The sequence below is a fragment of the Streptomyces daghestanicus genome (assembly GCF_020521275.1).
In the GTDB taxonomy this organism is placed as follows: Bacteria; Actinomycetota; Actinomycetes; order Streptomycetales; family Streptomycetaceae; genus Streptomyces; species Streptomyces griseoviridis.
The window spans coordinates 1,342,569-1,365,617 of the sequence record NZ_BNDX01000002.1 but is presented as its reverse complement, the minus strand read 5'-3'; the positions used below and the strand labels follow the sequence as shown (position 1 = coordinate 1,365,617).

Below are 23,049 nucleotides of genomic sequence, written 5' to 3'. Positions count from 1 at the left end.
TCAGCCCTGCTGGAACAGCTCCGCCGGGAGGGGTTTCAGCAGGGTGTACAGGTCGTCGGTGATGGGGCGGTCCCAGGCGGCGATGGTCACCAGGACATTGTCGCTGCGGTCGAACTGCACGCAGGAGATCCGGCTCTCGGAGAGCTTGAGGCGGCGCACGATCAGGAGGTTGTCGCCCTGCATCACGGGGACGTCCTCGGTGCCGACGACGGTGACCTCCTCGTCGTTCTCCAGGGCCAGCAGCAGCTGGGCCACCTCGAAGGGGATCTCGCCCTCGGGGACCTCGCGGGCCGGTGAGCCCTCCGGCAGATTGCCGATGATCATCGCGGGGCCGCGGCCGCCGAACAGGTCGTAGCGGAGGAACACGCCCTGGCAGGTGCCGTCCGGGGCGGGCAGCAGCCCGGCGCCCAGATTGCCGGGCCAGTCGCCCGGGTCCATGGCCAGTACGTCGAAGTCGGGCCCGGCGGGAGTGGCACTGCGGCGGCGGAGGAACGACATGCCGCCCATGGTACGTGGTCCCGCCCGACGGGCTCGGCGGTCCGGGCCACTTCACCGGCGGGCGGGGGTATTCCCCCGTCATGCCTCTGTCACTCCTCCGGGGGCGCGGGCGGCACCACCGCGACCGGGGCGGCGGCGTGCAGCAGCACGGCGTGGGCGACCGAGCCCATCATCCGGGTGGGGGCCAGCAGCCGTCTGCGGTGCCGGCCGACGACGACCAGGTCGGCGTCCCGGGATGCGGCGACGAGGTTCCCGGCGGCGTCACCCGGCAGGACGTGGGTCTCGGCGCGGACCCCGGGGTGGCGGCCCCGGTGGGGGGCGAGGAGACCGTCGGCGAGGACCCGGGTCTCGCTCGCCACGGCGGCCTCGTCGATCACCGGCGCCACCACCTGGCCGGGGGGTGTCATCCAGGTCTGCACCGGCCACGGGTAGGCGGCGACGACCTGGAGGCGGGCGTCGCGCAGCGCGGCCTCGGTGAAGGCGAAGCCGAGCGTGACCTCGTCGGGGCTGTCGACGTGCAGTCCGACGACCACCCGGGGGCCGGTCCCGAGGTCGAACGGCGGTGCCTGCACCTCGCGGCCGGGGCGGGGCACCACGATCACCGGGCACTCCGCGTCCCGGGCGGCCGCCAGGGAACTGGAGCCGAGCAGCAGACTGGCGAAGCCGCCGCGGCCCCGGGAGCCCAGTACCAACAGCTGTGCGTCGGCGCTCAGTCGGGGCAGGGCGACGGCCGGGGCGCCCTCCGGGGCGGCGTACTCGGCGGCCGGGGTGTCGTCGCGCTCGCCCAGGTGGGCGCGGGCCGCGTCGAGGACCGGGTCGCCGTCGGGGTCGGGCGGGCCGGCCACCAGGACATCGGGCTGGGCCCAGGGCGCGTACTGCCGCACGTGCGCCACGCGCAGCGGGGCGGCGCGCAGGCGGGCCTCTTCCACGGCCCGGTCCAGGGCGCGCAGACTGTCGTCCGAACCGTCGATCGCCGCGACTACCGGCAGGGTGCTCATGGTTCCTCGCCTTCGGGGCTCGGGCCCGCCGGCGGCTCAGGTGAGGTCGAACTCCCCTTGCCGCGCTCCCGACACGAAGGCCCCCCACTCGTCGGGGGTGAAGATCAGGGAGGGGCTTTCCGGGCGGGCGCTGTTGCGCATGGCGATGAAACCCTCGACGAAGGCGATCTCGACATCGCCCAGGCCGCGGCTGCTGGACTGCCAGTGCGCGTTGCTGAGGTCCAGCTCCGGCTTGTCCCAGCCGGTGAGCGGGCGCTGGTGGGTGGTGGTCTCGGCCACGTCCGTGCTCCTCCCGATGCGTCGTCCGCGGGCCAGCCTAGCTTTCGGGCCGGACCGCCGACAGGTCATCCGGGCAAGGAGCTTGCGGGGGCCGGTCCGTCGCGGCCGCGGTGGCGGCGCGGTGCGCGGGCCGGCCGGCGGCTACCCGTTGAAGACGGCCTTCTGGACCTCGTTGGGGCCGTCGAAGGTGTCCTGCTTCAGGCCGTCGAGGCGGCTGACGACCTTGTCGTCGGCCTTGTTCTCACGGGCGCGGTCGACGAGCGACTTCTTGTCCGCCGGGTAGTCCATGCCGCTGAGGGCCTTCTGCAGATCGATGGGGCTGAGGTCAGCCATGGCGGCCTCCTTGCATTCCGGTATTGCCGATTTTTCCCGTTATGTCGCGGTACCCGTTCCGGGGTGGCGCATGCGCCCGTCAGCGGGCCGGGCTCTCCAGGACGGCCATGGCGGCGTTGTGGCCGGGCACCCCGCTGACCCCGCCGCCGCGCACCGCGCCCGCGCCGCAGAGCAGGACGTTCGGCCGCCCGGTCGCCACGCCCCAGCGGCCGGCACCGTCCCGGGCGTACGGCCAGGACAGGTCGCGGTGGAAGATGTGGCCGCCGGGCAGGCCGAGGTCGCGTTCCAGCTCGGGCGGGGTCCGCACCTCCAGACAGGGGCGGCCGTCGGCGTCGGTGGCGAGGCAGCCGGCGAGCGGTTCGGCGAGGTGGGCGTCGACCTGGGCGAGGGTGGCGGCGAGCAGGTCGTCCCGCACGGCGTCGTGGTCCCGGGCGAACAGCCGGGCCGGGGTGTGCAGGCCGAACAGGGTGAGGGTGTGGTGACCCCGCCGGGCGAGGTCCGGGCCGAGGATCGTGGGGTCGGTGAGCGAGTGGCAGTACAGCTCGGCCGGCGGGGCGGCGGGCGGTGTGCCGGAGGCCGCGCTCACCTGGGCGGCGGCCAGGTTCCGGTAGCCCTCAGCGACATGGAAGGTGCCCGCGAACGCCTCCCGGGGGTCGGCCGCCGGGTCCCGCAGGGCGGGCAGCCGGGTCAGGAGCATGTTGACCTTGAGCTGGGCGCCCTCGGCGGGCGGGGGCGGCGCGTCGCCGGTCAGCGCCGCGAGGACCTGGGGCGCGGCGGCGACGAGGACGTGCCGGGCGGCGACGGTGTGCTCGCCGTCGGCCGTGCGGCAGGTGACCTCGGCGGTGTGCCCGTCGCTGTCGATCCGTACCGCCTCATGGCCGGTGGCGAGTTCGGCACCGGCCCGTACGGCCGCCGCGGCCAGCGCGTCGGTGAGCGCCCCCATGCCGCCGACCGGCACGTCCCAGGCGCCGGTGCCGCCGCCGATGACGTGGTACAGGAAGCAGCGGTTCTGCCGCAGGGACGGGTCGTGGGCGTCGGCGAAGGTGCCGATCAGGGCGTCGGTGAGGACCACGCCGCGCACCAGGTCGTCGGTGAAGTACGCCTCGATCACCCGGCCGAGGGGTTCCTCGAACAGCGCCCGCCAGGCGTCCTCGTCGTCGACGCGGCGGCGCAGCTCGGCCCGGGTGGGCAGCGGTTCGGTGAGGGTGGGGAAGACCCGGCGGGCGACCCGGCCGGTCATGCCGTGGAAGCGGCGCCAGGACCGGTACTCGCGGTCGCCGCCGGTGAGCCGGGCGAGGGAGGCGCGGGTGCGCTCCTCGTCCCGGGCGACCAGCAGCCCGGTGGGCCGCCCGGCTCGCCGCGCGGGGGTGTACGAGGAGACGGCGCGGGGCCGGAGCGTCAGGTCGAGGCCGAGGTCCCGCACGATCTTCGCCGGCAGCAGGCTGACCAGGTAGGAGTACCGGGACAGCCGGGCGTCGACGCCGGGGAAGGGGCGCGTCGAGACGGCCGCGCCGCCGGTGTGGCCGAGCCGTTCCAGCACCAGGACCGAGCGTCCGGCGCGGGCCAGGTAGGCGGCGGCGACCAGCCCGTTGTGTCCGCCGCCTACGACGACGGCGTCGTAGCGCCGGGTGCCCCGCCCGCTCTCATGACTTCCTTTGTGTGGGGTCATGGCCCTTGGTAGCACGAGGCCGGTGACTCCGTCGCGGGCCCGCCACGCCTCCCCCATGCCACCGTGTCCGATCGGGTCGAGCAGCCGGTACCGGCCGTGGATCAGCGTGCCGTCCCCGATAGAAGCGCGCCTCGCCGATGTCGCTCCGCCCTCCCCCGGCCCGTCCGGTACGGCGGTCTATGCGCCGAGTTTGCACGGGGTCGGGCGGGCCCCGGGACCGAGCCGTCGCATGGCGCGGACGATGTGCTTCGGGGGCAGTTGCCAGCGCAGCCGGGCGGGGACCGCGCGCAGCGCGGTGCCGGTGAGCCGCAGGCGGCGGGTGACCGCTTCGGGCTCGGGGGCGGGACGGCCGTACAGCTCGTGGGCGTACGGCGGGAGGGAGCCGTAGGCGAGGTTCGCGACCCGCGTCCACAGCAGCCGCCGGGCGGGGGTGAGCAGGGGGTGGACCGGCGGCCGGCGCAGGAAGTCGTCGATCTCGCGGGCCTCGGGTCCGGCGGCCAGTTCGGGGCGTACGGCCTCGAAGTAGGCGCTCAGCCCGGCGCGACTCGCCGGGACGCCGGCGGGGTCGAGGCCGACCAGGCGGGCGCCGGTCCGCTGCTCGGCGAGGTAGCGGTCGGCCGCGGCGTCGGTGAGCGGGTAACCGGAGCGGCGCAGGACGTGCAGGTAGGAGCCGACCTCGGCGCAGTGCACCCAGCGCAGCAGCGCGGGTTCGTCGACGCCGTAGCGCTCCCCGGTGTCCGGGTCGGTGGCGCCGAGCAGCCGGTGGATCCTGCGGACCCGGGCGCCGGCGCGTTCGGCGGCCGTGGTGTCGCCGTAGGTCGTGGTGCCGACGAAGTCGGCGGTGCGCAGCAGCCGTCCCCAGGCGTCCTCGCGGAAGTCGGAGTTCTGGAGGACGCCGCGGACGGCGCGCGGGTGCAGGGCCTGGAGCCAGAGGGCGCGGACGCCGGCGATCCACATCATCGGGTCGCCGTGCGCCTGCCAGGTCACCGAGCCGGGTCCGAACAGCCCGGGGTCGCCCGATGCGTCCGCCGTTCCCGTCGTTCCCGTCACTCCTGTCGTTCCCGTCGTCCGCGTGGCCGTCTCCCTCCCGCTCGGTCCGCCCGCCGGTGTGCGAGCCACGGGCCGGAGATCAACGCCGTGCCCGCGGCCTGCCCAGGGCGCGTGGTCAGCGCAGGGTGGCGAGGAACTCCCCGCACGCGCGGGCGCAGGCCCGGCAGGCGGCGGCGCTGTCCTCGGCGCCCGGCTGCTGGTCGAAGACGTGCGCGCTCTCCAGGCACACCTGCCGGCACCACTCCAGCTGGACGCGGATCGCCTCCTCGTCCACCTGGTTCTGCTCGGACAGCACCCGGCACGTCGCGTCGCACACCTCGGCGCACATGATGCCCTTGCGGCGTACGAGTTCCTGGTTCTCCGTGCCTTCCGGGTCCACGAGGCTCGCCCGCAGCGCGCACGCCCGCGCGCACTCGGTGCACGCCTGTGCGCATGCGAAGCGGTCCTCGAGGAACTGGAACAGCTCCTGCTGTGAAGTCGAGGTAGTCACACCGCGCGGGTTGCCGCTGCGGTGGGCGCCAAACCCGCGCCGCCCGGTGTTCCCAAGGGCTCCGGCCGTTTTCCGCCGACGGCCCCGGGCACCCGGGTCCGCCCGCGCGCACGACCCGGAACGGAGAGGTGCTTGAGCGCGGCTCCGGGGGTACTCGGGGTTCATGACTAGCGCATGGATGGACATGGCCGCGAGCAACGGTGCCATGAGCGTCGGGCTGATCGTGGCGGCTTTCGTGGTGGTGGCGCTGCTGATCGGCGCCTTCGCGGTCGGCATCCGCGTCAAGCGCCGGGAGTCGCCGCCGCCGACCCCGGACGAGCAGCCGCACCTGCCGCCCGGCGGCCCGGTCCGGGAGACCCAGGAGACCCGGACGGCGGAGGAGGTGCCGCGCAGTGACGAGCGGATGCTGCCGCACGATCTGCACCGGCAGGGCACGCGTTCCGCGCCGGGGCAGCCGCGGCGCCGCTGGGACGAGGGCAGCAGCGGTTCGTTCGGCAGCGGCGGCCCCGGCGGCGGCCACTGAGGCACCCGTGACCCGGTCCGTACCGAGAAGGTGAGAACGATGGCCGACCACGCCCGCGACGCGCTGCCGTTGCCCGACTACGACCATCTGCCGACCGGCAGCCTGGAGAGCCGGGTGCGTTCCCTCGGCGCCGACGAGGTGGAGGAGCTGCTCGCCTACGAGCGCTCGCACGCCGACCGGCTGCCGGTGACGGAGGTGCTGGCGGCCCGGCTGGAACAGCTGCGGGCCGGCGCGGTGCCGACCTCCGGCGACCCCGGTGCCCTCCGTCCCGAGCAGGGCCAGGGGCGGGGTGGCTCGCCGGTGTCGCCAGCGACCTCGCCGCAGCCGTTCGGCGCGCCGCCGCACGGCACGCCGGACCAGCGGGGCAAGCCGAAGGGCGACCGCACCTGAGGTGGTGTCAAGCACAAAGCTCCGCCGTCCCCCGAGGGGGACGGCGGAGCTTTGTGCTTGGGGGGCCGGGGGTGCGGTCAGGACCGGCCGCGGCCGCTCGGTGGCGGGGTGCGCGGGGCGGGGACGGCCTTGTCGTCGTGGCCGTCGCCGGGACGCCCGGGTCGGTGTCGAGGTGACGGACCCGTCCGTGCCGTGCCCGGCCGTGGTCAGGCGTTCATGAACTGCCGGGGCGACAGCGCCCGTCCGGTGATCCGTACGTCGCCGATGGTGCCGTGGAAGACCTGGTCGACGGCGTCGGCCCACTGGTAGCCGCCCAGCAGGAAGGGCAGGCCGAGGGAGGTCAGGCCGACGGCCCTGCTCGTGGGGTTGCGGCCCTCCTCGCAGCCGTTGACGTAGAGCTTGCTGAGCCGGCCGTCGTTGACGACGGCGACGTGCCACCACTCCTCCTTCTGGAGGAGGTGGCTCCAGGCGGTGGTGGCGCCGTTCCGGTTCAACGGGTAGGCGTTCCACTGGAGTTCGATGGAGCTGGACAGGCTGAGGGTGAGGACCGGTTCCTCGGGGGTGGCACCGGGGCCGTTCTTGCCGGCCGCGGCGGCCGTGCCCGCGCGGCTGAGCAGCGCCGACCAGCCGTTGCGGCCGCCGTCCCAGTCGGCGGGCACCTTGAAGAAGACCTCGAAGGTGTAGCCCCGCTCGAACGTCTCGTGGTTGAGGGGTGCCTTGCCGACGGTCCGCAGGTAGCTGCCGCTGACCGGGCCGCCCTGTCCGGCGAAGACCAGGGAGGCGTGGGCCGGCTGGTCGGGATGGTGGTCGCCGGTGCGGACCAGCGCGTGCGCGGGGGTGCCGGGGACGGTGCGCAGTTCGAGGTCGTTGCCGTTGCCGGTGCGGTCCCGGAACACCGTGCCGGCGGTGACGTCGGTGCCGGGGGTGCCCTCGTCGAACCGCCAGTAGGCGAGGGTGCCGGGCAGCAGCATCCGGCGGGCGGGGCGTGCCTTGCGGGGTGCGACGGGGGCGAACCCGGAGAACCGCTCGGTGAAGTCGATCTCCATCGAGAAGCGGTCGACGGCGGAGGTCAGCTCCAGTTCCCGCGCGGCCAGTTCGTTGAGCTGTCCGGCGGCGGCCAGTTCACGGACCCACGGGGAGAAGGTGGCGACGTCGATCCGGCCGCGGTCCAGGTCGAAGCGGTAGGAGCGGACCATGCCGGCGCCGCCGTAGTACCGGTCCTGGTAGTTGGTGATGTGCAGGTGCACGTCGTGGCCCGCGTCGTTTGTCATGACGGTGCTGCCGGGCGGCCAGTAGTGGCCGTTGAGGGTGAGGAAGATCTGGTCGTTGCCCTTGATGAGCCGGTCCCACATGCGCTGCCCGTACTCGGACAGGCCGGCGGTGCCGTCGTCGCGGGAGCCGACGATCTCGTGGGTGGTGACGATCACCGGCAGGGTGGGGTTGTCGGCGATGACGGCGTTCGCCCAGGCGAAACCGGCTTCCGACAGCCGCCAGTCGAGGGCGAGCAGCAGCCACCGGCGGCCACCGGCCGTGAAGATGTGCGCGGTGTTGTAGCCGTCCGGGCTGGAGGCGTGGTGGCTGGGGCGCTTCCTGGCGCGGGCGACGCTGAAGGTGTCCAGGTACGGGGTGGCGCCGCGCTGGTCGTCCTCGCCGACGTCGTGGTTGCCGGCGAGCACGCCGTAGGAGGCGCCGGCGCGGTCCAGGAGGCCGAACACCTCGGTGGCGGCGGCGTACTCCTCGGGAAGGCCGTTGTTGGTGACGTCCCCCAGGTGGGCGAGGAAGACGATGTTCTCGTCGTTGCCGCCGGCCCGGCCCTCGGGGTCCAGGACCCAGCGGAAGGACGCCTCGACCGGGGCCGGGTGGATGCGGTCCTGGTCGAACAGATACTGGGTGTCGGGCATCACGACGACGGTGAACCGGGGGCTGTCCGGGTCCGGGCGCCAGGTGCCGCGCCGGCCCCGGCCGGTCGTGGCGCGGCCGTAGGGGTCGTCGTCGCCCCGGTCCGTCCGGGCGGCGCCGGCCGCGTGGGCGGGGGTGGTGAGGGCGGGAGCCGCGAGGAGTCCGGCCGCGCCCGCGCCGACGCCGAGCGCGCCCGCCCGCTGGAGGAAGGCCCGGCGGCCGGCGGCGGCCGGCCCGTCACCGTCGGGGTCCGCGGTGACGGGGCACGCGCAGCCGGCGGCGGCCGGGTCGCCGGGGGTGTGGGCGTCGAGGGGTCCGTGCATGGTCGCTCCCGTACTCGTCGTTCGAACGGGCGCACGCTAACGACCGCGGGAGAACGCGGAGCCGTGGATCGGGTACCGGATACCGAACGCTCCCCCAACAGCGACGGCACCTGCCCTCGCGCGGGCCTCAGGCCGGGGTCGCCGTGCCGTCGTCGACGGGGACGCCGAGCCGGGCGGCGACGGTGGTGAGGGCCGGGCCGAGCGGGAGGGCGACGCGGGTGACGGCGTGCTGGTCGCCGCGGGTCGGGTCCCGGTTGACGATGAGGACGGGGGTGCCGGCCCGCGCCGCCTGCCGGACGAAGCGCAGTCCGGACATCACGGTCAGCGAGGAGCCGAGGACCAGCAGCGACGTGGCGGCGCGGACCAGTTCGCGGCAGTGCTCGACGCGCCGGGGCGGCACGGCCTCGCCGAAGAAGACCACGTCCGGTTTGAGGATGCCGCCGCAGATCTCGCAGGGCACCACCCGGAAGTCGCCGACCTGGTCGTCGGTGAGGTCGGCGTCGCCGTCCGGGTTGATCCCGGCGGCCACGGGGGCGAAGCCGGGGTTCGCCTCCTCCAGGCGCCGGGCGAGGTCGCGGCGGGCGCTGCGGGCGCCGCAGGAGAGGCAGACGACCCGGTCCAGGCTGCCGTGGAGTTCCACGACGTCCTCACTGCCTGCGGCCTGGTGCAGGCCGTCGACGTTCTGTGTGATCACCCCGGTCAGCAGGCCCTGCCGGCCGAACGCGGCCACCGCCCGGTGCCCGGCGTTGGGGAGGGCCCGGCCGAAGGTGCGCCAGCCGAGGTGGCTGCGCGCCCAGTAGCGGCGCCTGGCCTGCTCGCCGGCGGTGAAGTCCTGGTAGGTCATCGGGGTGTGCCGGCTGAGGCTGCCGCCCTCGCCCCGGTAGTCGGGGATGCCGGACTCGGTGGAGAGGCCCGCTCCGCTCAGCACCAGCACTCCCCCGGCGCCCAGCAGGTCGGCGACCGGTCGCGGGTCCGTGGTGCCCGGTGGAAGTTCGCCGGCCGGGGTCCAGCTCAGGGTGGGGCGCATGCGCATGCCTGCCAGGGTACGAGACCGCCCGGCGGGTCCGGGGTGCGTGTGTGTCCCGGCCCCGCCGCGGTGGGCGGGGCCGGGACCGGCCGGCCGGTCAGCCGGTGAGGCCGGCGGCCCGCACCACGGTCTGGGTGACGGTGTCGCCCCGGCTGTCCCCGGCGTGGACCCGCAGGGTCACGTACCGGGCGGACCGGGGGGCTTTCAGTACGGTGCTGACCTTGCCCTCACCGCGCCCGCTGAGGCGGGCGGTGGTCCAGGTGGCGCCGTCGTCGTAGGACACCTCGACCTTCCGGGTGTGCAGCGCCGCGCGGGGCCCTCCCGCGAGGTGCAGCGGGGTGACGGTGAGGGTGGCGCCCCGGGTGGCGGCGCCGCTGTCGTCGGTGGGCAGCGTGTAGTCGAGCTGGACGAGCGGCAGCCGGCCCGTCCCGCCGGGGTCGCGGGGTGCGGCCGAGGTGAACGTCCACTCGGTGCGGGTGGCCGTCGAGTACGGGAATCCGGTGGTGGCCGTACGGGTGGCCGTGTGGGTCAGCCGGTAGGTGCCCTGGGCGGCCGGGACGGCGGCGGCCACGCCCGAGGAGCCGGCGGCGAGCAGGGTGCCGCCTCGGTACAGCCGCGTCTTCTCGCTGGTCCCGGTGCTGCCGAAGGGGGTGTGGTTGGCGTGGTCGCCGCCCGAGTCGCCCCAGGCCGGGACCGTGACGTCGATGCGGTCGGCGGTGCGGGTGGGCGGGGCGGTGTCGGTGAAGCGCGGCCGGGCGACCGTGCCGAACCAGTGGACGTGGGTGGTGCGGCCCGCCGGGTAGCGGGCCGGGCCGGAGGTGCTGGAGACGGCCTGGTGGAGCAGTCCCTCCTCGGTCCAGGTGAAGGCGGCGTCGGTGGTGACGTAGTCGGTGCGGTGGGCGCCGGCGGTGCTCAGGCGGGCCGTGGCGACGCTGTACTCCGTCCACGGGTGGATGTCGTAGCGGTTCTCGTACACCTCCCGGCCCTCGGGGTTGCGGTAGTACGTCTCCACGCGGGCGAGCTGCTTCTCCCGGGGCGCGTAGGTCAGGTCGGCGGGGACGCGTCCCCGCCAGGTGCGGACCAGGTCGTAGAGGTAGTCGGTGTCGGGGTGGGAGGCGGCGCGCAGGGGCACACCGCCCGAGGGGCCGGCGTCGACGCGGGCGATCAGCTTCTCGCCCTCCGTGCGGGAGAGGCCGGCCACCTCCATGGTGGTCCGGATGACGGGCAGGCGCAGCCGTCCGTCGAGGTCGTGCACGAACAGCAGCAGTTTCACGCCCGCCGCCTGGGCGGCCCGGATCTGGTCGTCGGCGGTGTCCTCGTCGTCGGAGTCCCAGCGCACCACGGCCGCCTTGCCCGCCGCGTCGACGCCCGCGTAGTCCTCGGCCAGGCCCTCCCCGGGGTGGACGAGGTCCAGGTCGTGGCGGCCCTCGGGGAGTTTCGCCGAGCCGGGCAGGACCCACAGGTCGTCGAAGTCCTGCGCGCCTGAGGTCACCGACAGCAGGGGCTGCTGCTCGCGCCAGCGGGCCGTCAGGTACTGCTCTCCGTCGTCGCCCGCCGCCACCGGGGCCGTCCACATGCTGTCGTAGCCGTCGCCGATCTCGGCGCTGTCGGTCACCCGGGTGCCGTCGTCGAACCGGCGGTGGTAGTCCAGGCGGCGCGCGGAGTTCTCCGTCTTCTTCGGGGTGACGGCGCTGATCTGACGGAGTTTCGTGCCGTCGAAGGTGAGGTCGGTGTCACCGGTGACGTCCACCTGCGGCAGGACCATGCGGGCGTAGCCGGCCGAGGAGGCGCCGTGGGTGCCCTCCACGCGGAAGTCGGCGTGGACGGTGTAGCGGCCGGGCGGGAGGAGGTCGTCGGAGGCGCCGCCGCCGTAGAGGTAGGTGTCCGCGTACTCGTCGCCCTTGCGGTAGAAGGTGAGGATGCCGTCGGTGGGTTCGCCGGAGCGGCCGGTGACCGTGGTGCGGACGTGGACGAGGCGGTTGCGGGTGCTGACGCCGAGCAGGGTGCGGGTGCGGACGGTGCCGTCGGTGGCGGCGGTCAGCCGGCCGGTCCAGCGCGCCAGTTCGCCGGCTTTGCCGAGGTCGGTGGTGACGGTGGCCCGCGCGGTGCCGTGGGCGGGGATCTCCAGGCGGTCCCGGTCGGCGGTGAAGACGCCCGCGGGGACGCCGGGCGCGTCCACGGCCAGGTCCACGGTGACCGGCTCGTCGGCGGTGTTGGTCCAGGTGACCGTGGAGTCGACGGTGCCGCCGGTGCCGGGCGCGTGGATGCCGGCGTCCGCGGTGCCGGTGGCGGTGAGGGTGCCGGTGGCTGCCGCGCGGGCGTCGACCCGGCCGTTGCCGCCGTCGTCGGCGGTGATTCCGGGGGTGGCCTTGACCGTGCTGACCAGGGCGTCCTTGATGCGGCTGCCGGTCCAGTCGGGGTGCGCGGCGGCCACCAGCGCGGCGGCGCCGGCCACGTGCGGCGTCGCCATGGACGTACCGCTGAGGCCGATGTAGGGGCCGCTGCCCTCGGCGGCGTACCGGGAGCGGGCGGCCAGGATGCCGACGCCGGGAGCGGTGATCTCGGGCTTGAGGGCGTCGTCGCCGTAGCGGGGGCCGCGGCTGGAGAAGTCGGCGATCTCGTCGGCGGAGTCGACCGCGCCGACGGTCAGGGCCGCGTCGGCGGTGCCGGGCGAGCGTACGGTCCGCGCGCCGGGGCCGTTGTTGCCGGCGGCGATGGTGAACAGCGCGCCGGTCTCGTCGCTCAGCGCGTCGACGGCGCGGGCGAGCAGCGTGTCGCCGTCGGCGTTCTCGCTGCTGCCGAGGCTCATGCTGACCACGCGGGCGTGCGCCTCGCGGGTGGCCCACTCCATGCCGGCCAGGATCCAGGAGTCGTACCCGGAGCCCGCGTCGTTCAGCACCTTGCCCACATGCAGGTCGGCACCGGGCGCCACGCCCTTCTCCACGCCGTCGGAGGCGGCGCCGCTGCCCGCGATGGTGGAGGCGACGTGGGTGCCGTGGCCGTTGCGGTCGGTGACGTCCTCGCCGGGGACGAAGCCGGCACTGTCCTCGACGGCGTCCTTCAGGTCGGGGTGGTCCGGGTCGTAGCCGGTGTCGAGGACGGCCACGTCGACGCCCTCCCCGGTGTTGCCGCCGGCCCAGACGCCGGGGGCGCCGATCTGCCCGGCCGAGTCGGCGAGGGTGGCCTCCGCCCTGCCGTCGAGCCACACCTCGGCGACGCCGTTCCTGAAGGCCGGCTCCGCCGCCGGGCCCGTGCCACCGCCGGTCAGGGCGGACCACAGGGTGCCGGTGTCGTCCCGGTCCGCCGCCAGCGCGACGCCGTTGACGCTGGTGAGGGCGCGTACGCCGGTGATGTCGCCCGGGATGGCGCGGCCCCGTGAGCGCAGGGTGGCCGCGCCGGCGTCGGCGCCGCCGTAGGTGACGATCAGGGGCAGGCGGTCGAGGTGGGCGTCGTCGTAGCCGTCCGCCACGAGACGGGTCACGTTGAACAGCCGCTGGTCCAGGGCGCCGGCCGCCAGGTAGGAGCGGGCGGAGTCGGGATAGACGTAGGTGTCGCCGCCGACGGTCAGCACCCGCGCCCCGGCGGGCTGCCCGTCGGGGCCCTCGACGGTGACGGTGCCCGGGGTGTCGCCGGCGCGCGGGGTGAGGGTGACCTTGTCGCCGGTGAGCAGGGTCACCTCGGACGTGGCAACGATGTCGGCGGGGGCGGCGGGCGTCGCGCCGCCGGCCCGGGGGGCGTCCGCGGACGCGGCCACGTGCGGGGTGGCCGCGGTGACCAGGAGGGCGGCGGCGAGCACGAGCAGGCGCCGCCGTCTGCCGGGTGGCTGGTGTGTCAACGGGATTCCCTTGACTCGGGGAGCGGTGGCTCGGACGGGGAGGAGGACCGGATGGCCCCCGGACCGACGGAATGTAAGTCGCCGGCCGCGATCTTGGGAAGAGGCCGCGGTGCCGGTAGCCGACCGTCAACTCGCGCGATACACGGGCGACTTGTGGCCGTGGTCGGCCGGTTCGACGGAGGACCGGAGGAAGCGCGTGCGGGCCGCTCGGCCAGCGGTGGCCTGACTTCGGGGGGAAGGGGTGCCGTATACGGCCCGCGGCCGGTCCCGGGATGCGGACCGGGAGCCGTCGTCGCGCGACGGCCCGCACCGGCTGCGAAGTCTGCACGGGCGGACAGGGATCGTGCACGGACCGGCGGCCCTCGCCCGCCGTGCTCCGCCGGGTGGGCCGCGGGGCTGTTCCCTCAGGCGCAAACCCCCGTGCGTCCAGCGGCGATCCGGCCCCGCGGCGGAACCTAGGCTGCGCCGTGCCCGTCGATTCGGACCGATCGCCGCGAGAGGCTCATGGACCAGCGTTCCCGCACCGCCCCCCGTACGCCGCCGGCCGGCCCGTGCCTGCGGGCCGGGCGCGGCGTCCCCTCCCCCGGCGCGGAGGTGGCCTTCGTATGAGTACGCACACCGGTGGGGCCCACGACCGTGTCCCGGCCCGCGGGCAGGACGTGACGGCGTGTGTCCCGGCCGTCCTGGCGGCCGGTGCGTCCCGGGGGCGCGCCGTCTCCCTGCGCTGCACCTACGTGCCCAGGGACCCGTTCGCCGTGATGCTGGAGTTGCCGGGGGACGCGGCGGCGGACGGTCTGCGGTGGTACTGCGCGCGCGATCTGCTGCAGTCGGGCCTGCGCAGGCCCTCGGGCGAGGGCGACGTACGGGTCTGGCCGCCGTGCCGTCGCGGGGGCCGCGAGGAGGTGCGGGTCCTGCTGCGGGACGGTTTCGGTTCGTTCCTGCTGGAGGTCCCGGCGCAGCCGCTGCGGAACTGGCTGGTCCGCACCTGGGAGGCGGTCGCTCCCGGCCAGGAGGACGACTGGAGCGACTGGGACGCCTGGCTGCTGAGCCTGCTCGACGGGTGAACCGGGGAGGCTTCTTCCCCGGTTCACCCGTCGGCCGGCCGTTCCGGTCGCCGTCGGGTCCAGGCCGTCCTCAGGCCGTCCTCGGGTCCGTCCGCCGGCCCACGAGGCGGTCGCCCAGTTCGCTGCGGAGGTAGAGCACGGTCCGGCCCTCCCTGCGGCGCGTCACCAGGCCGCAGGCCGCCAGCCGCGCCAGGTGCTGCGAGACGGCGCTCGGCGAGACGCCCAGGGAGCGGGCGAGCGCGACCGTCGTCTCCGGGGCCGAGAGGGTGGTGAGGAGGGTCGTCTTGGCACGGCCGATCAGGTCGGTGAGCGCCTCGGGGGTGGGGGCCGCGACGTCGTCCCAGAGGGCGGCGGCGCCCCGCGCGGGATAGGTGATCCGCGGTCCCTCCCCACCGGGTGCCGTCCCGCTGGACGCGTGCTCGTCCGGCACGGTCGCCCGGAGGGCGAACACCGACGGGCAGAGGACCGGCGGGCCCGCCGTCCGGAGCCGGTGGACGGGTCCGGACGCCGACAGCCGGAGCGCGCCGGCGTCCCACTCGGCCCCGGGGTGCAGCGACGCGACGAGCCCGGCCGTGCCCCGCGCGGCGAGCACGCGGGCGCGGTGCGGCACGTCCGCTTCGAGCACGGCCCGGATCCGCGGCCAGTACGGCTCCATGACGGTCGTCCAGTACGTCTCCAGGGCGGTGACGAGCCGGCCGTGCAGGGCGGTCGCGTCGCCCCGCAGCACCGCCGGCGGGCGCGCGTCCCGGTGGGTCGCGCCGAGGTCCCGCAGGACCTCGGCCGGGTCGGCGCGGCGGACGGCGGACAGTTCGTCGCGTACGTCCGCGTTGCGTGTCCGCGGGCCCTCGGTCAGGAAGCGCGGCAGCCGGTGGCCGTCGCCGGTCAGGGCCACCAGCAGGTCGGTGTCGAGGCGGGGTGTGAGGGTCCGCAGCCGGCGCAGCCAGGGCAGGTGGTGCGGATAGTGGCCCGGGTCCCGCAGCGTCCACAGGCTGTGCCAGGTCTCGCGCAGGGGTGAGAGGACGAACCGGACGGTGCCGGGACCCTCGCCCTCGCCCTCGTGCACGTACTCGTACTCGTACGCGTACTCGTACTGGACCACCGTGTCGTTCCCGTGTCTCTCACTTGCCTCAGGACCCGATCGGAGCCTACGGGCGCGGGCCGGTGCCGGTCGCGTCGTCAGGGGTGGTTCTGCCCGTTCGGACAGCCTCCGGCGCTGACCGGGCGGCGGGCGGCACACCGGCCGGTTCCTCGTCCGGGGGCCCGGCCGTGACCACCGGTCCGGTGGCCGCGCAGAAGGCGTGGGGTCACCTCGGGCGCGGTACCGGGTGCGAGCAGCCGGCGGGCGGTCTCCTCGAAGCGGCGGTCGGTGGCCGTGGGCCGGGCGTGGTGCTGGGCCAGGTGTTCCGACCGGGAGGCGATCAGACAGTTCTCGACGAACCGGTCGGGGGCGCCGACGTCCTGATGCAGCACCCGGGTGAGGGCGCCGGTGCGGCGCCGGGACCGGGCGACGTGCCGCATGGCCTCGGTGACGCGGTCCTCTGCGCCGGGGCGACCCGGTAGGTGACGGAGACGAGTACCGGGCCGTCGGCCGGGCCGGGTTCGAACACGAGCGGCGGCGCCGGCCAGTGGTCGGACAGGACCGGGCCCCCTCGTCCGTGGCGAGGAGCGGCCGGCGCCGGAGGCTCAGGGCACCGGCCACCAGCGGCGCGGAGCCGGCCAGCAGGGAGACGGTGAGGCCCAGCCGGTCGGCCAGCACACCCCACACGGGGCGGTGAGCGCCTGTCCGCCCTGGAACACCACGAGGTGGACGGCGAGTCCGCGGGCCCGGACCCAGCCGGGCAACCGCTGCTGGAGGGCGGCGTCGAGGGTGGACAGCACGCCGATCCAGGCCAGGCCCGCGGGCAGCGGGGCGGCGGCCGGCCGGCCAGAGCGTGCGGACCGTGGCCAGCACCACCAGGGCCGCGGCGAAGACGGCGGCGCCCGCGGCGAGGATGCCGTCGGGGCCCGGCGCGCGCCGGAGCGCCGGCAGGGCGAAGGCGCCGCCCCACCGCCCCCGGGATCTCCTGGCTCGGGCCGGCCCTCGTCACCCCCGCCGTCATCGGGGCGTACCTGTGGATCTGGACCGGGTTCGCGATGGTCCTGATCGGCGCGGGCCTCGCCGCCCTGCAGGTCTTCGACCTCGTGTACGTCATCGCGCCCGGCCCGGTGCAGGAGGACGCCACCGTGCTCGCGACGCAGATGTGGCTGGTGTCCTTCGGCGGCGGCAACGACCAGGGCATGGGCAGCGCGCTGGGTGTCCTGCTGCTGCTCGTGGTCCCCGCCATGGTGTTCAACGTCCGCCGTTTCCGAAGGAGTCAGCGATGACCGCCGTACGACGCCTGCTGGGCAAGGGGCTCGTCCAGGCTTTCCTCGTCCTCGTCGCCCTCGTCTGGCTCACCCCGCTGGCCGGCCTGTTCCTCCGGGAGATGGCCAGTGACGCGATGGCCGGCTTTCCCACCGGCAGGATCAGCTGCGCGAAGATCCGCCACTCGCCGCCGCCGTCCGTCCGGGCCTCCTGCGGGTGTCCTCGGCGGCGGGGCGCCCGGCTGCCCCTGCTTCACCGCGCGAGGCGTCCGCCGGTTGTCCGGGCAACCGGACGTGCGCGGACCGTTGACGCCCGTCACTCGTCCACCTATGTTTCCGTCGACTCCACGAACGGCGTTCGAAATATCGACCTTAGGCCGTGCTCGCTCCGTGTCGGTGTACCACTCCCGCGTACGAGAGGATCACCATGTCCGAGTCCGTCAGCAGGAGGCGCGCCCTCACGCTCGCGGGTACCGCCGTCGCCGCCTCCGCCGCCGGTCCCCTCCTCGGCAGCTCCGCGGCGCGTGCGGCGGCCCTCCCGCCGGTCCGCGCCGACTTCGGGACCGAGGCGCTGCCCTTCGGCCTCGGCCAGGTGCGGCTGACCGCGAGCCGGTGGCTGGACAACCAGAACCGCACCGCCGCCTACCTCAGGTTCGTCGACGTCGACCGGCTGCTGTACAACTTCCGCGCCAACCACGGCCTGTCCACGAACGGCGCCGCCGCCACCGGCGGCTGGGAGGCGCCCGACTTCCCCTTCCGCAGCCACGTCCAGGGCCACTTCCTCACCGCCTGGGCGCAGTTGTACGCCGTGACCGGGGACACCGTCGCCCGGGACAAGGCCCTGTACATGGTCGCCGAGCTGGCCAGGTGCCAGGCCAACAACCGCGCGGCGGGCTTCACCGCGGGCTATCTCTCCGGCTACCCGGAGTCCGACTTCACCGCCCTGGAGGCCCGCACCCTGCGCAACGGCAACGTGCCGTACTACACGGTCCACAAGACCCTCGCCGGCCTGCTGGACGTGTGGCGCCACCTCGGCAGCACCCAGGCCCGTGACGTGCTGCTGGCCCTCGCGGGCTGGGTCGACACCCGCACCGGCCGCCTCACCGCCGCACAGCGGCAGGCCATGCTGGAGACCGAGTTCGGGGGCATGAACGCGGTCCTCACCGACCTCTGCCTGCACACCGGTGACACCCGGTGGCTCACCGTCGCCCAGCGGTTCGACCACGCCGCGGTGTTCGACCCGCTGGCGGCGGGCCGGGACGCCCTGACCGGGCTGCACGCCAACACCCAGGTGCCGAAGTGGATCGGCGCGGTACGGGAGTACAAGGCCACCGGCACCACCCGGTACCGCGACATCGCCACCCACGCCTGGAACCACTGCGCCGGCTCCCACACCTACGCCATCGGCGGCAACAGCCAGGCCGAACACTTCCGCGCCCCGCACGCCATCGCCGCGTACCTGACCGACGACACCTGCGAGAGCTGCAATACCGTCAACATGCTCACCCTCACCCGGGAGCTGTTCACACTGACACCGGACCGGGCCGAACTGTTCGACTTCTACGAGCGGGCCTGGCTCAACCACATCATCGGCAACCAGAACCCGGCCGACCCGCACGGCCACATCACCTACTTCACCCCGCTCAGGCCCGGCGGCCGGCGCGGGGTCGGCCCGGCGTGGGGCGGCGGCACCTGGAGCACCGACTACGGCACCTTCTGGTGCTGCCAGGGCACCGGCGTGGAGATCCACACCCGGCTGATGGACTCCGTCTACTTCCACTCCGGGACCACGCTCACCGTCAACCTGTTCGTGCCGTCGGTGCTCACCTGGACCCAGCGCGGCATCACCGTCACCCAGACCACCTCGTACCCGGCGAGCGACACCACCACCCTGCGCGTCACCGGTGCGGTGGGCGGCACGTGGGCGCTGCGCGTCCGCATTCCCGGCTGGACCGCCGGCGCCACCGTCAGCGTCAACGGCGTCGCCCAGGACATCGCCACGGCCCCCGGGAGTTACGCGACCCTGACCCGGTCGTGGAGCTCCGGCGACACCGTCACCGTTCGCCTGCCCATGCGGACCGTGCTGCGGCCGGCCGACGACGACCCGGGCGTCGCCGCCGTCACCTACGGTCCGGTCGTCCTGGCCGGCGACTACGGCAGCTCTGCCCTCGGTTCCCTCCCCGCCCTCGACCCCGCCTCGGTCCGCCGCACCGGCTCGACCGGGCTGGCCTTCACCGCCACCGCCGACGGGCGCGAAGTGGCCCTCAAGCCCTTCCACGACGCGCACGGCCACACCTACACCGTGTACTGGCGGACCGGCGGCCCGTCCTCCGTCCGCGTCGCCAACGCGGCCAGCGGTCTGGTGCTGGGCATCCAGGACATGTCCACCGCCGACGGCGGCCGGGCCCTGCAGTGGAGCGACAGCGGAACCGCCGACCACGACTGGGAGCTGGTCCCGGACGGCGGCGCCGTCCGCTTCCGCAACGTCCACAGCGGCAAGGTGCTCGGCGTGCTCGGCATGTCCACCGCCGACGACGCAGCCGTCGTGCAGTGGGCGGACAACGGCACCGCCGACCACCGGTGGACCCTGCTCGACCAGGGCGACGGCACCTGCAAGATCCGCAACGCGCACAGCGGGAAACTGCTCGCCGTCGCGGGCGGCTCCACCGCCGTCGGCGCGTTCGTCGTGCAGGCACCCGACGACGGCACCGCCGACAACCGGTGGCGCATCCTGCGCTGACCCCGGGCGGTACGCGAGGAGAGCGTGGTGCCGCGCGCCGTCAGTCGCCGAAGCGGCGGCGCGCGCCCTCGATGTGGCCGAGGTACTGGTGGGTCCAGCCGCACAGGGCGTCGACCGTGGCGCGCAGCGCCCGGCCCGGCTCGGTGAGGGTGTACTCGACCCGTGGCGGCACGGTGGGGTACACCTCGCGGTCGACCAGGCCGTTGCGCTCCAGCATGCGCAGGTTCTGGGTGAGCATCTTGTGGCTCACTCCCTCGACCTCCTTCCGCAGTTCGCTGAAGCGCAGGGTGCCCTCGCCGAGCGCCTCGATGATCAGGAGCGCCCACTTGTTGGCGACGTCCGAGAAGATCTCCCGCGCCAGCGAGTCCGCGCGCCTCAGGTCGGCGTCCTCGGGGAGGCCCTTGAGCAGTTGCTTGGTCACCATCAGGTTCCTCAGTCACCGAAAAGTGCGTTCTTCCAGGTCGCCGGTCACTCTCCTACAGTTTCCGAGTAACCACAAGAGAGCTTAAAGGAAGGGCGGGCCCATGGCCGTCATCGATGTCTTCCAGTACGGAGTACCGGCCGAGAGCGACTTCGGCTACGCGCAGGCAGTCAAGTCCGGCGAGCTGATCCATGTCTCCGGGCAGCTCTCGCTGGACGAGGCGGGCGAGTTCCGCCACGCGGGCGACTTCGCCGCCCAGCTCACGCAGACCCACGCCAACGTGGACAGGGTCCTGCGCCACTACGGAGCCACCCGGAACCAGGTCGTCTCGCAGACCCTGTACGTGGTGGACCTGCGGCAGAACGCCGCGGCGACGGCGGAGGGCAATCGCGCGTACTTCGGCGACCACCGCCCGGCCGCCACGGTCCTCGGCGTCACCGAACTGACCTTCCCGGGCCAGGCCGTGGAGATCAGCCTCCTCGTCGACACGAGGCTGCCCGCCCAGGGCCTGTCGTCCGGATCAGGTCGCGGGGAATCGGCTGCGCCTTCCTCGCGCCGGTGAGCGGGGCCTGGCGCGTGCGGATGCGAGGCGGAGGAGGGAGTCGACGCGGAGCGTCGGCGAGTGACGACAACGCGGCAGGTGCGCGCACCAGGCCCCGCTCACCGGCGTTATCCGAACGACAGGCCCTAACGGGCCGGTGCCGTGCGGACCGGCGCGCCGCCGTCATTCCGGCGGGACGCGGAATTCCAGCTCGGGGCGGTCCCACGGCACGGCGGGCGGGTTCGCGGGCACGGTCCCGGTCCGCACCGCGCCGACGCGGAGGTAGAAGCCTTCGGCGGGAGGGTGCGAGACGACCTTGACCCGGTCGAGTCCCGCGGCACGGGCCTCGGACCGCAGGTGCGCGACCAGCAGACGCCCGATGCCCCGTCCCTGCGCCGCGTCGGCGACGAACAGCAGGTCGAGCTCCGGCGGCACGAGGACGAGTGAGTAGAACCCGAGGACCGGGCCCGCGGGAGCGTCGGCGTCGACGGCCGCGAACACGCGGTGGGCGTCGAGGTAATCGGGACCGACCCGGTAGCCCGCGACGACGCTCGCGTACTGGCCCGCGTAGGCGCCCGAACCCCGCACGAGCCGGGTGAGCCGTTTGGCGTCCCGCGCGACGGCCCTCCGGATCGTGACCGGCCGGCCGGCCGGTGACGTGCGTGCGCTCATCCGGAGAGTATGTCCCACTCCGGAGGGCGCCCATGCGGGGGGGGCGGGCCGCTCCGGCGGCACACCCGCCCGCGACGCGGGGTGGGCTGCGTGCGCGCCCGAGCCCTCCGGCACCCCGGCCACCCGCTGACGGTGGCCGATGGGACGGACAGGTCAGAGCTTCCGGGCCGGCGCGCAGACGCCGGTGAGACGTTCGGCCTCGGTCCACAGACGTGCCGCGACGGTCTTGTCCCGGGCGCTGCGCGGCAGGGGCGTGGCCCTGGTGGGGCCGACCATCGCCCAGCGCGGTCCGTAGTAGCCGCGGGGTGCGGCGTCGGGGCTGGTGGCCGCGTACAGCAGGGGCTCCGCGCCCTGCTCGACCCCCTGGGACGGCACGATCCTGTACAGCAGTGATTCGATCCGGCCGGGCCGGCCGCCGTCCAGGGTCGGGCCGGAGGTCGTCAGGTTGGTGCGGGTGTAGCCGGGGTGCGCGCCGGCCGACAGCAGCGGCCAGCCGTGCTGTTCGGCGAGGTCGGCGAGGTGCAGCATCATCAGCAGATCGGCGAGCTTGGACTGGGCGTAGGCCCGGGTGGGGCTGTAGCCGCGGGTGGACTGCAGATCGTCGAAGTCGATGCGCGCCCGGTGGGCGGTGCCGCTGCTCATCGTGGCCACCCGCGGCGCGGGGGCCGCCAGCAGCAGCGGCAGCAACTGGGCGGTCAGGGCGAACGGGCCGAGGAAGTTGCTGGCCAGTTGGAGTTCGAAGCCGTCCGGGGTCTGGGTGCGCCGCGGCACGTTCATGACCCCGGCGTTGTTCAGCAGCAGGTCCAGTGGCCGGCCGTCGGCGACCAGGCCGTCGGCGAAGCCGCGGACCGAGGCCAGGTCGGCCAGGTCCAGGCGGCGGACCTCCACCTCGGCGCCGGGGTGCGCGGCGAGGATGTCGCCCCGGGCCTGTTCGCCCTTGCCCGGCGTGCGCACGGCGAGCACGACCCTGGCTCCGGCTCCGGCCAGCCGTTTGGCGGCCTCCTTGCCGGTGCCGCTGTTCGCGCCGGTGACGACGGCGAGTTTTCCGTGCTGGTCAGGAACCTGGTACATGACGAACCCCATAACGGACTGCCGGTATCTTGTCTCCCGTCACCGTAACGGACCACCGGTACTTAATCAAAGTACCGGTGGTTTGTAATATGGGGAGGTGACCTTCCAGCGAGCCCGCACCGACGAACAGCGCAGCCAGCGACGACGCCACATCCTGGACACCGCGGCCGCGATGCTGACCGAGATGCCGGTCGCGGAGCTGAGCCTGAACAAACTGAGCCGCCGCGTCTGCCTGGCCAAGGCGAACGTGCTCCGCTATTTCGAGTCCCGCGAGGCGGTCCTGCTCGAACTGCTCGACACCGAGACCCGGAGCTGGCTCGACGAACTGCGCGAGGAGCACGCGGCGAGCGAGGGCGCCGCGCGTGCGCGCGGGGACCGGCTGGCGGATCTCCTGGCCACCTCCATGGCGCGGCGGCCGGTGCTGTGCGACCTGCTCAGCGCGCAGGGCGCGGTCCTGGAACAGAACATCTCCACCGAGACCGGCATCCGCCACAAGCAGGCGGCCCGGCAGTCCCTGCGGGACCTGGTCCGGATCGTGCTGCGCCACCTCCCCGAACTCGGCCCCGACGGCGCCGCCGCGCTGGCCGAATCGACCCTGCTGACGGCCATGGCGGCCTGGCAGTGCAGCCGCCCCTCCCCGGCCATGCTGGCGGTCTACGCCTCGGACCCCGAACTGGCGGCCATGCGGCTGGACTTCACCGACCTGGTCCGGCGCACGACGGCGGTGACCGCCGCCGGCCTGCTGGCCCGGCGGACCGAACAGAGCGGCGCCGCCCCGGCCTCCTGAGCGCCGGTCGCGCGGCACAGCGCAGGAGCGTCCGCGGAACGGGCGGTTTCTTCAAGAGCCGCGCATGCGCGCGCCGGAACCGTGGCGCCCGCCCGT

General features: G+C 74.5%; 22 protein-coding genes and 2 pseudogenes. 7 read left to right on the top strand and 17 right to left on the bottom strand.

Annotation, left to right across the window (positions count from 1 at the left end; all coding sequences use genetic code 11):
* The 7 genes from Sdagh_RS06040 to Sdagh_RS06010 form a co-directional block, all read right to left on the bottom strand.
* A complete protein-coding gene (locus Sdagh_RS06040) occupies positions 1-498 on the bottom strand; it encodes a hypothetical protein (RefSeq protein ID WP_189420610.1) in 498 nt (165 codons plus the stop codon).
* 89 nt (positions 499-587) lie between these two features.
* Positions 588-1,496 carry a universal stress protein gene (locus tag Sdagh_RS06035; protein ID WP_189420612.1) on the bottom strand — a complete coding sequence of 303 codons (909 nt, stop codon included), beginning with the start codon at positions 1,494-1,496 and terminating at the stop codon, positions 588-590.
* 36 nt (positions 1,497-1,532) lie between these two features.
* A complete protein-coding gene (locus Sdagh_RS06030) occupies positions 1,533-1,775 on the bottom strand; it encodes a DUF397 domain-containing protein (protein WP_189420614.1) in 243 nt (80 codons plus the stop codon).
* 141 nt (positions 1,776-1,916) lie between these two features.
* A complete protein-coding gene (locus tag Sdagh_RS06025) occupies positions 1,917-2,108 on the bottom strand; it encodes a DUF2795 domain-containing protein (protein WP_189420616.1) in 192 nt (63 codons plus the stop codon).
* A 79-nt stretch (positions 2,109-2,187) separates the two neighbouring features.
* Positions 2,188-3,777, bottom strand: coding sequence for a phytoene desaturase family protein (locus Sdagh_RS06020; protein WP_190078119.1), 1,590 nt, complete (start codon positions 3,775-3,777; stop codon positions 2,188-2,190).
* A gap of 177 nt (positions 3,778-3,954) precedes the next feature.
* A complete protein-coding gene (locus tag Sdagh_RS06015) occupies positions 3,955-4,827 on the bottom strand; it encodes an oxygenase MpaB family protein (protein WP_226534639.1) in 873 nt (290 codons plus the stop codon).
* Between the two features lie 115 nt (positions 4,828-4,942).
* Positions 4,943-5,317, bottom strand: coding sequence for a four-helix bundle copper-binding protein (locus Sdagh_RS06010; RefSeq protein ID WP_189420620.1), 375 nt, complete (start codon positions 5,315-5,317; stop codon positions 4,943-4,945).
* A 163-nt stretch (positions 5,318-5,480) separates the two neighbouring features.
* Between Sdagh_RS06010 and Sdagh_RS06005 the strand changes: the two genes are divergently transcribed.
* Positions 5,481-5,840 carry a DUF6479 family protein gene (locus tag Sdagh_RS06005; protein WP_189420622.1) on the top strand — a complete coding sequence of 120 codons (360 nt, stop codon included), beginning with the start codon at positions 5,481-5,483 and terminating at the stop codon, positions 5,838-5,840.
* A 39-nt stretch (positions 5,841-5,879) separates the two neighbouring features.
* Positions 5,880-6,230 carry a DUF8129 domain-containing protein gene (locus tag Sdagh_RS06000; RefSeq protein WP_189420624.1) on the top strand — a complete coding sequence of 117 codons (351 nt, stop codon included), beginning with the start codon at positions 5,880-5,882 and terminating at the stop codon, positions 6,228-6,230.
* Between the two features lie 206 nt (positions 6,231-6,436).
* Here the strand turns inward: Sdagh_RS06000 and Sdagh_RS05995 are convergent, their stop codons facing one another.
* From Sdagh_RS05995 to Sdagh_RS05985, 3 genes are all read right to left on the bottom strand, one after another.
* Positions 6,437-8,452 carry a LamG-like jellyroll fold domain-containing protein gene (locus Sdagh_RS05995; protein WP_190078120.1) on the bottom strand — a complete coding sequence of 672 codons (2,016 nt, stop codon included), beginning with the start codon at positions 8,450-8,452 and terminating at the stop codon, positions 6,437-6,439.
* Between the two features lie 127 nt (positions 8,453-8,579).
* Entirely contained in the window at positions 8,580-9,485 is a 906-nt protein-coding gene (locus Sdagh_RS05990; RefSeq protein ID WP_190078121.1) for an NAD-dependent protein deacetylase, read from the bottom strand.
* Positions 9,486-9,576: 91 nt separating this feature from the next.
* Positions 9,577-13,314, bottom strand: a complete 3,738-nt coding sequence (locus Sdagh_RS05985; RefSeq protein ID WP_190078122.1) for a S8 family serine peptidase — start codon at positions 13,312-13,314, stop codon at positions 9,577-9,579.
* A 605-nt stretch (positions 13,315-13,919) separates the two neighbouring features.
* Here Sdagh_RS05985 and Sdagh_RS05980 point away from each other — a divergent pair.
* Positions 13,920-14,378, top strand: a complete 459-nt coding sequence (locus tag Sdagh_RS05980; protein WP_189420633.1) for an SsgA family sporulation/cell division regulator — start codon at positions 13,920-13,922, stop codon at positions 14,376-14,378.
* A 70-nt stretch (positions 14,379-14,448) separates the two neighbouring features.
* Here the strand turns inward: Sdagh_RS05980 and Sdagh_RS05975 are convergent, their stop codons facing one another.
* The 3 genes from Sdagh_RS05975 to Sdagh_RS05965 all read right to left on the bottom strand — a co-directional run bounded on the left by Sdagh_RS05975 (position 14,449) and on the right by Sdagh_RS05965 (position 16,256).
* A complete protein-coding gene (locus Sdagh_RS05975; RefSeq protein ID WP_190078123.1) occupies positions 14,449-15,477 on the bottom strand; it encodes a helix-turn-helix domain-containing protein in 1,029 nt (342 codons plus the stop codon).
* Between the two features lie 77 nt (positions 15,478-15,554).
* The gene (locus Sdagh_RS05970; RefSeq protein ID WP_226534636.1) at positions 15,555-15,896 is read right to left on the bottom strand and encodes an MFS transporter; all 342 of its coding nucleotides are present in this window, start codon (positions 15,894-15,896) and stop codon (positions 15,555-15,557) included.
* Between the two features lie 165 nt (positions 15,897-16,061).
* On the bottom strand, positions 16,062-16,256 hold the full coding sequence (locus Sdagh_RS05965; RefSeq protein ID WP_229879912.1) for an MFS transporter: 195 nt from the start codon (positions 16,254-16,256) through the stop codon (positions 16,062-16,064).
* A 111-nt stretch (positions 16,257-16,367) separates the two neighbouring features.
* Between Sdagh_RS05965 and Sdagh_RS05960 the strand changes: the two are divergent.
* Positions 16,368-16,742, top strand: a pseudogene (locus tag Sdagh_RS05960) (sugar ABC transporter permease); the annotation flags it as partial.
* A gap of 100 nt (positions 16,743-16,842) precedes the next feature.
* Here Sdagh_RS05960 and Sdagh_RS05955 read toward each other — a convergent pair.
* Positions 16,843-16,935: pseudogene (locus tag Sdagh_RS05955) on the bottom strand (carbohydrate ABC transporter permease); the annotation flags it as partial.
* 213 nt (positions 16,936-17,148) lie between these two features.
* Here Sdagh_RS05955 and Sdagh_RS05950 point away from each other — a divergent pair.
* Positions 17,149-19,461, top strand: a complete 2,313-nt coding sequence (locus Sdagh_RS05950; protein WP_190078687.1) for a beta-L-arabinofuranosidase domain-containing protein — start codon at positions 17,149-17,151, stop codon at positions 19,459-19,461.
* A gap of 40 nt (positions 19,462-19,501) precedes the next feature.
* On the opposite strand, the gene Sdagh_RS05945 is transcribed toward Sdagh_RS05950, so the two are convergent.
* Complete coding sequence (locus Sdagh_RS05945; protein ID WP_189420640.1) at positions 19,502-19,885, bottom strand: winged helix-turn-helix transcriptional regulator; 384 nt, start codon at positions 19,883-19,885, stop codon at positions 19,502-19,504.
* Between the two features lie 100 nt (positions 19,886-19,985).
* On the opposite strand from Sdagh_RS05945, the gene Sdagh_RS05940 reads away from it, so the two are divergent.
* Complete coding sequence (locus tag Sdagh_RS05940) at positions 19,986-20,444, top strand: RidA family protein (RefSeq protein WP_189420642.1); 459 nt, start codon at positions 19,986-19,988, stop codon at positions 20,442-20,444.
* A 162-nt stretch (positions 20,445-20,606) separates the two neighbouring features.
* Here Sdagh_RS05940 and Sdagh_RS05935 read toward each other — a convergent pair whose 3' ends face one another.
* Both Sdagh_RS05935 and Sdagh_RS05930 read right to left on the bottom strand, forming a co-directional pair.
* Entirely contained in the window at positions 20,607-21,095 is a 489-nt protein-coding gene (locus Sdagh_RS05935; RefSeq protein WP_189420644.1) for a GNAT family N-acetyltransferase, read from the bottom strand.
* Between the two features lie 153 nt (positions 21,096-21,248).
* Positions 21,249-22,166, bottom strand: a complete 918-nt coding sequence (locus tag Sdagh_RS05930; RefSeq protein ID WP_189420646.1) for an SDR family oxidoreductase — start codon at positions 22,164-22,166, stop codon at positions 21,249-21,251.
* 97 nt (positions 22,167-22,263) lie between these two features.
* Here Sdagh_RS05930 and Sdagh_RS05925 point away from each other — a divergent pair, with 97 nt between their 5' ends.
* Positions 22,264-22,953, top strand: a complete 690-nt coding sequence (locus tag Sdagh_RS05925) for a TetR/AcrR family transcriptional regulator (RefSeq protein ID WP_226534634.1) — start codon at positions 22,264-22,266, stop codon at positions 22,951-22,953.
* The last annotated feature ends 96 nt before the right edge of the window (positions 22,954-23,049 follow it).

Bases quoted from the DNA above. Each gene is read 5' to 3' on its own strand.
- Sdagh_RS05945 (WP_189420640.1), bottom strand. From the start codon at position 19,885: ATGGTGACCAAGCAACTGCTCAAGGGCCTCCCCGAGGACGCCGACCTG.
- Sdagh_RS06005 (WP_189420622.1), top strand. From the start codon at position 5,481: ATGACTAGCGCATGGATGGACATGGCCGCGAGCAACGGTGCCATGAGC.
- Sdagh_RS05990 (WP_190078121.1), bottom strand. From the start codon at position 9,485: ATGCGCATGCGCCCCACCCTGAGCTGGACCCCGGCCGGCGAACTTCCA.
- Sdagh_RS06020 (WP_190078119.1), bottom strand. From the start codon at position 3,777: ATGACCCCACACAAAGGAAGTCATGAGAGCGGGCGGGGCACCCGGCGC.
- Sdagh_RS05940 (WP_189420642.1), top strand. From the start codon at position 19,986: ATGGCCGTCATCGATGTCTTCCAGTACGGAGTACCGGCCGAGAGCGAC.
- Sdagh_RS06040 (WP_189420610.1), bottom strand. From the start codon at position 498: ATGTCGTTCCTCCGCCGCCGCAGTGCCACTCCCGCCGGGCCCGACTTC.
- Sdagh_RS05935 (WP_189420644.1), bottom strand. From the start codon at position 21,095: ATGAGCGCACGCACGTCACCGGCCGGCCGGCCGGTCACGATCCGGAGG.
- Sdagh_RS06025 (WP_189420616.1), bottom strand. From the start codon at position 2,108: ATGGCTGACCTCAGCCCCATCGATCTGCAGAAGGCCCTCAGCGGCATG.
- Sdagh_RS05980 (WP_189420633.1), top strand. From the start codon at position 13,920: ATGAGTACGCACACCGGTGGGGCCCACGACCGTGTCCCGGCCCGCGGG.
- Sdagh_RS06000 (WP_189420624.1), top strand. From the start codon at position 5,880: ATGGCCGACCACGCCCGCGACGCGCTGCCGTTGCCCGACTACGACCAT.
- Sdagh_RS06035 (WP_189420612.1), bottom strand. From the start codon at position 1,496: ATGAGCACCCTGCCGGTAGTCGCGGCGATCGACGGTTCGGACGACAGT.
- Sdagh_RS05950 (WP_190078687.1), top strand. From the start codon at position 17,149: ATGTCCGAGTCCGTCAGCAGGAGGCGCGCCCTCACGCTCGCGGGTACC.
- Sdagh_RS05970 (WP_226534636.1), bottom strand. From the start codon at position 15,896: ATGCGGCACGTCGCCCGGTCCCGGCGCCGCACCGGCGCCCTCACCCGG.
- Sdagh_RS05930 (WP_189420646.1), bottom strand. From the start codon at position 22,166: ATGTACCAGGTTCCTGACCAGCACGGAAAACTCGCCGTCGTCACCGGC.
- Sdagh_RS05995 (WP_190078120.1), bottom strand. From the start codon at position 8,452: ATGCACGGACCCCTCGACGCCCACACCCCCGGCGACCCGGCCGCCGCC.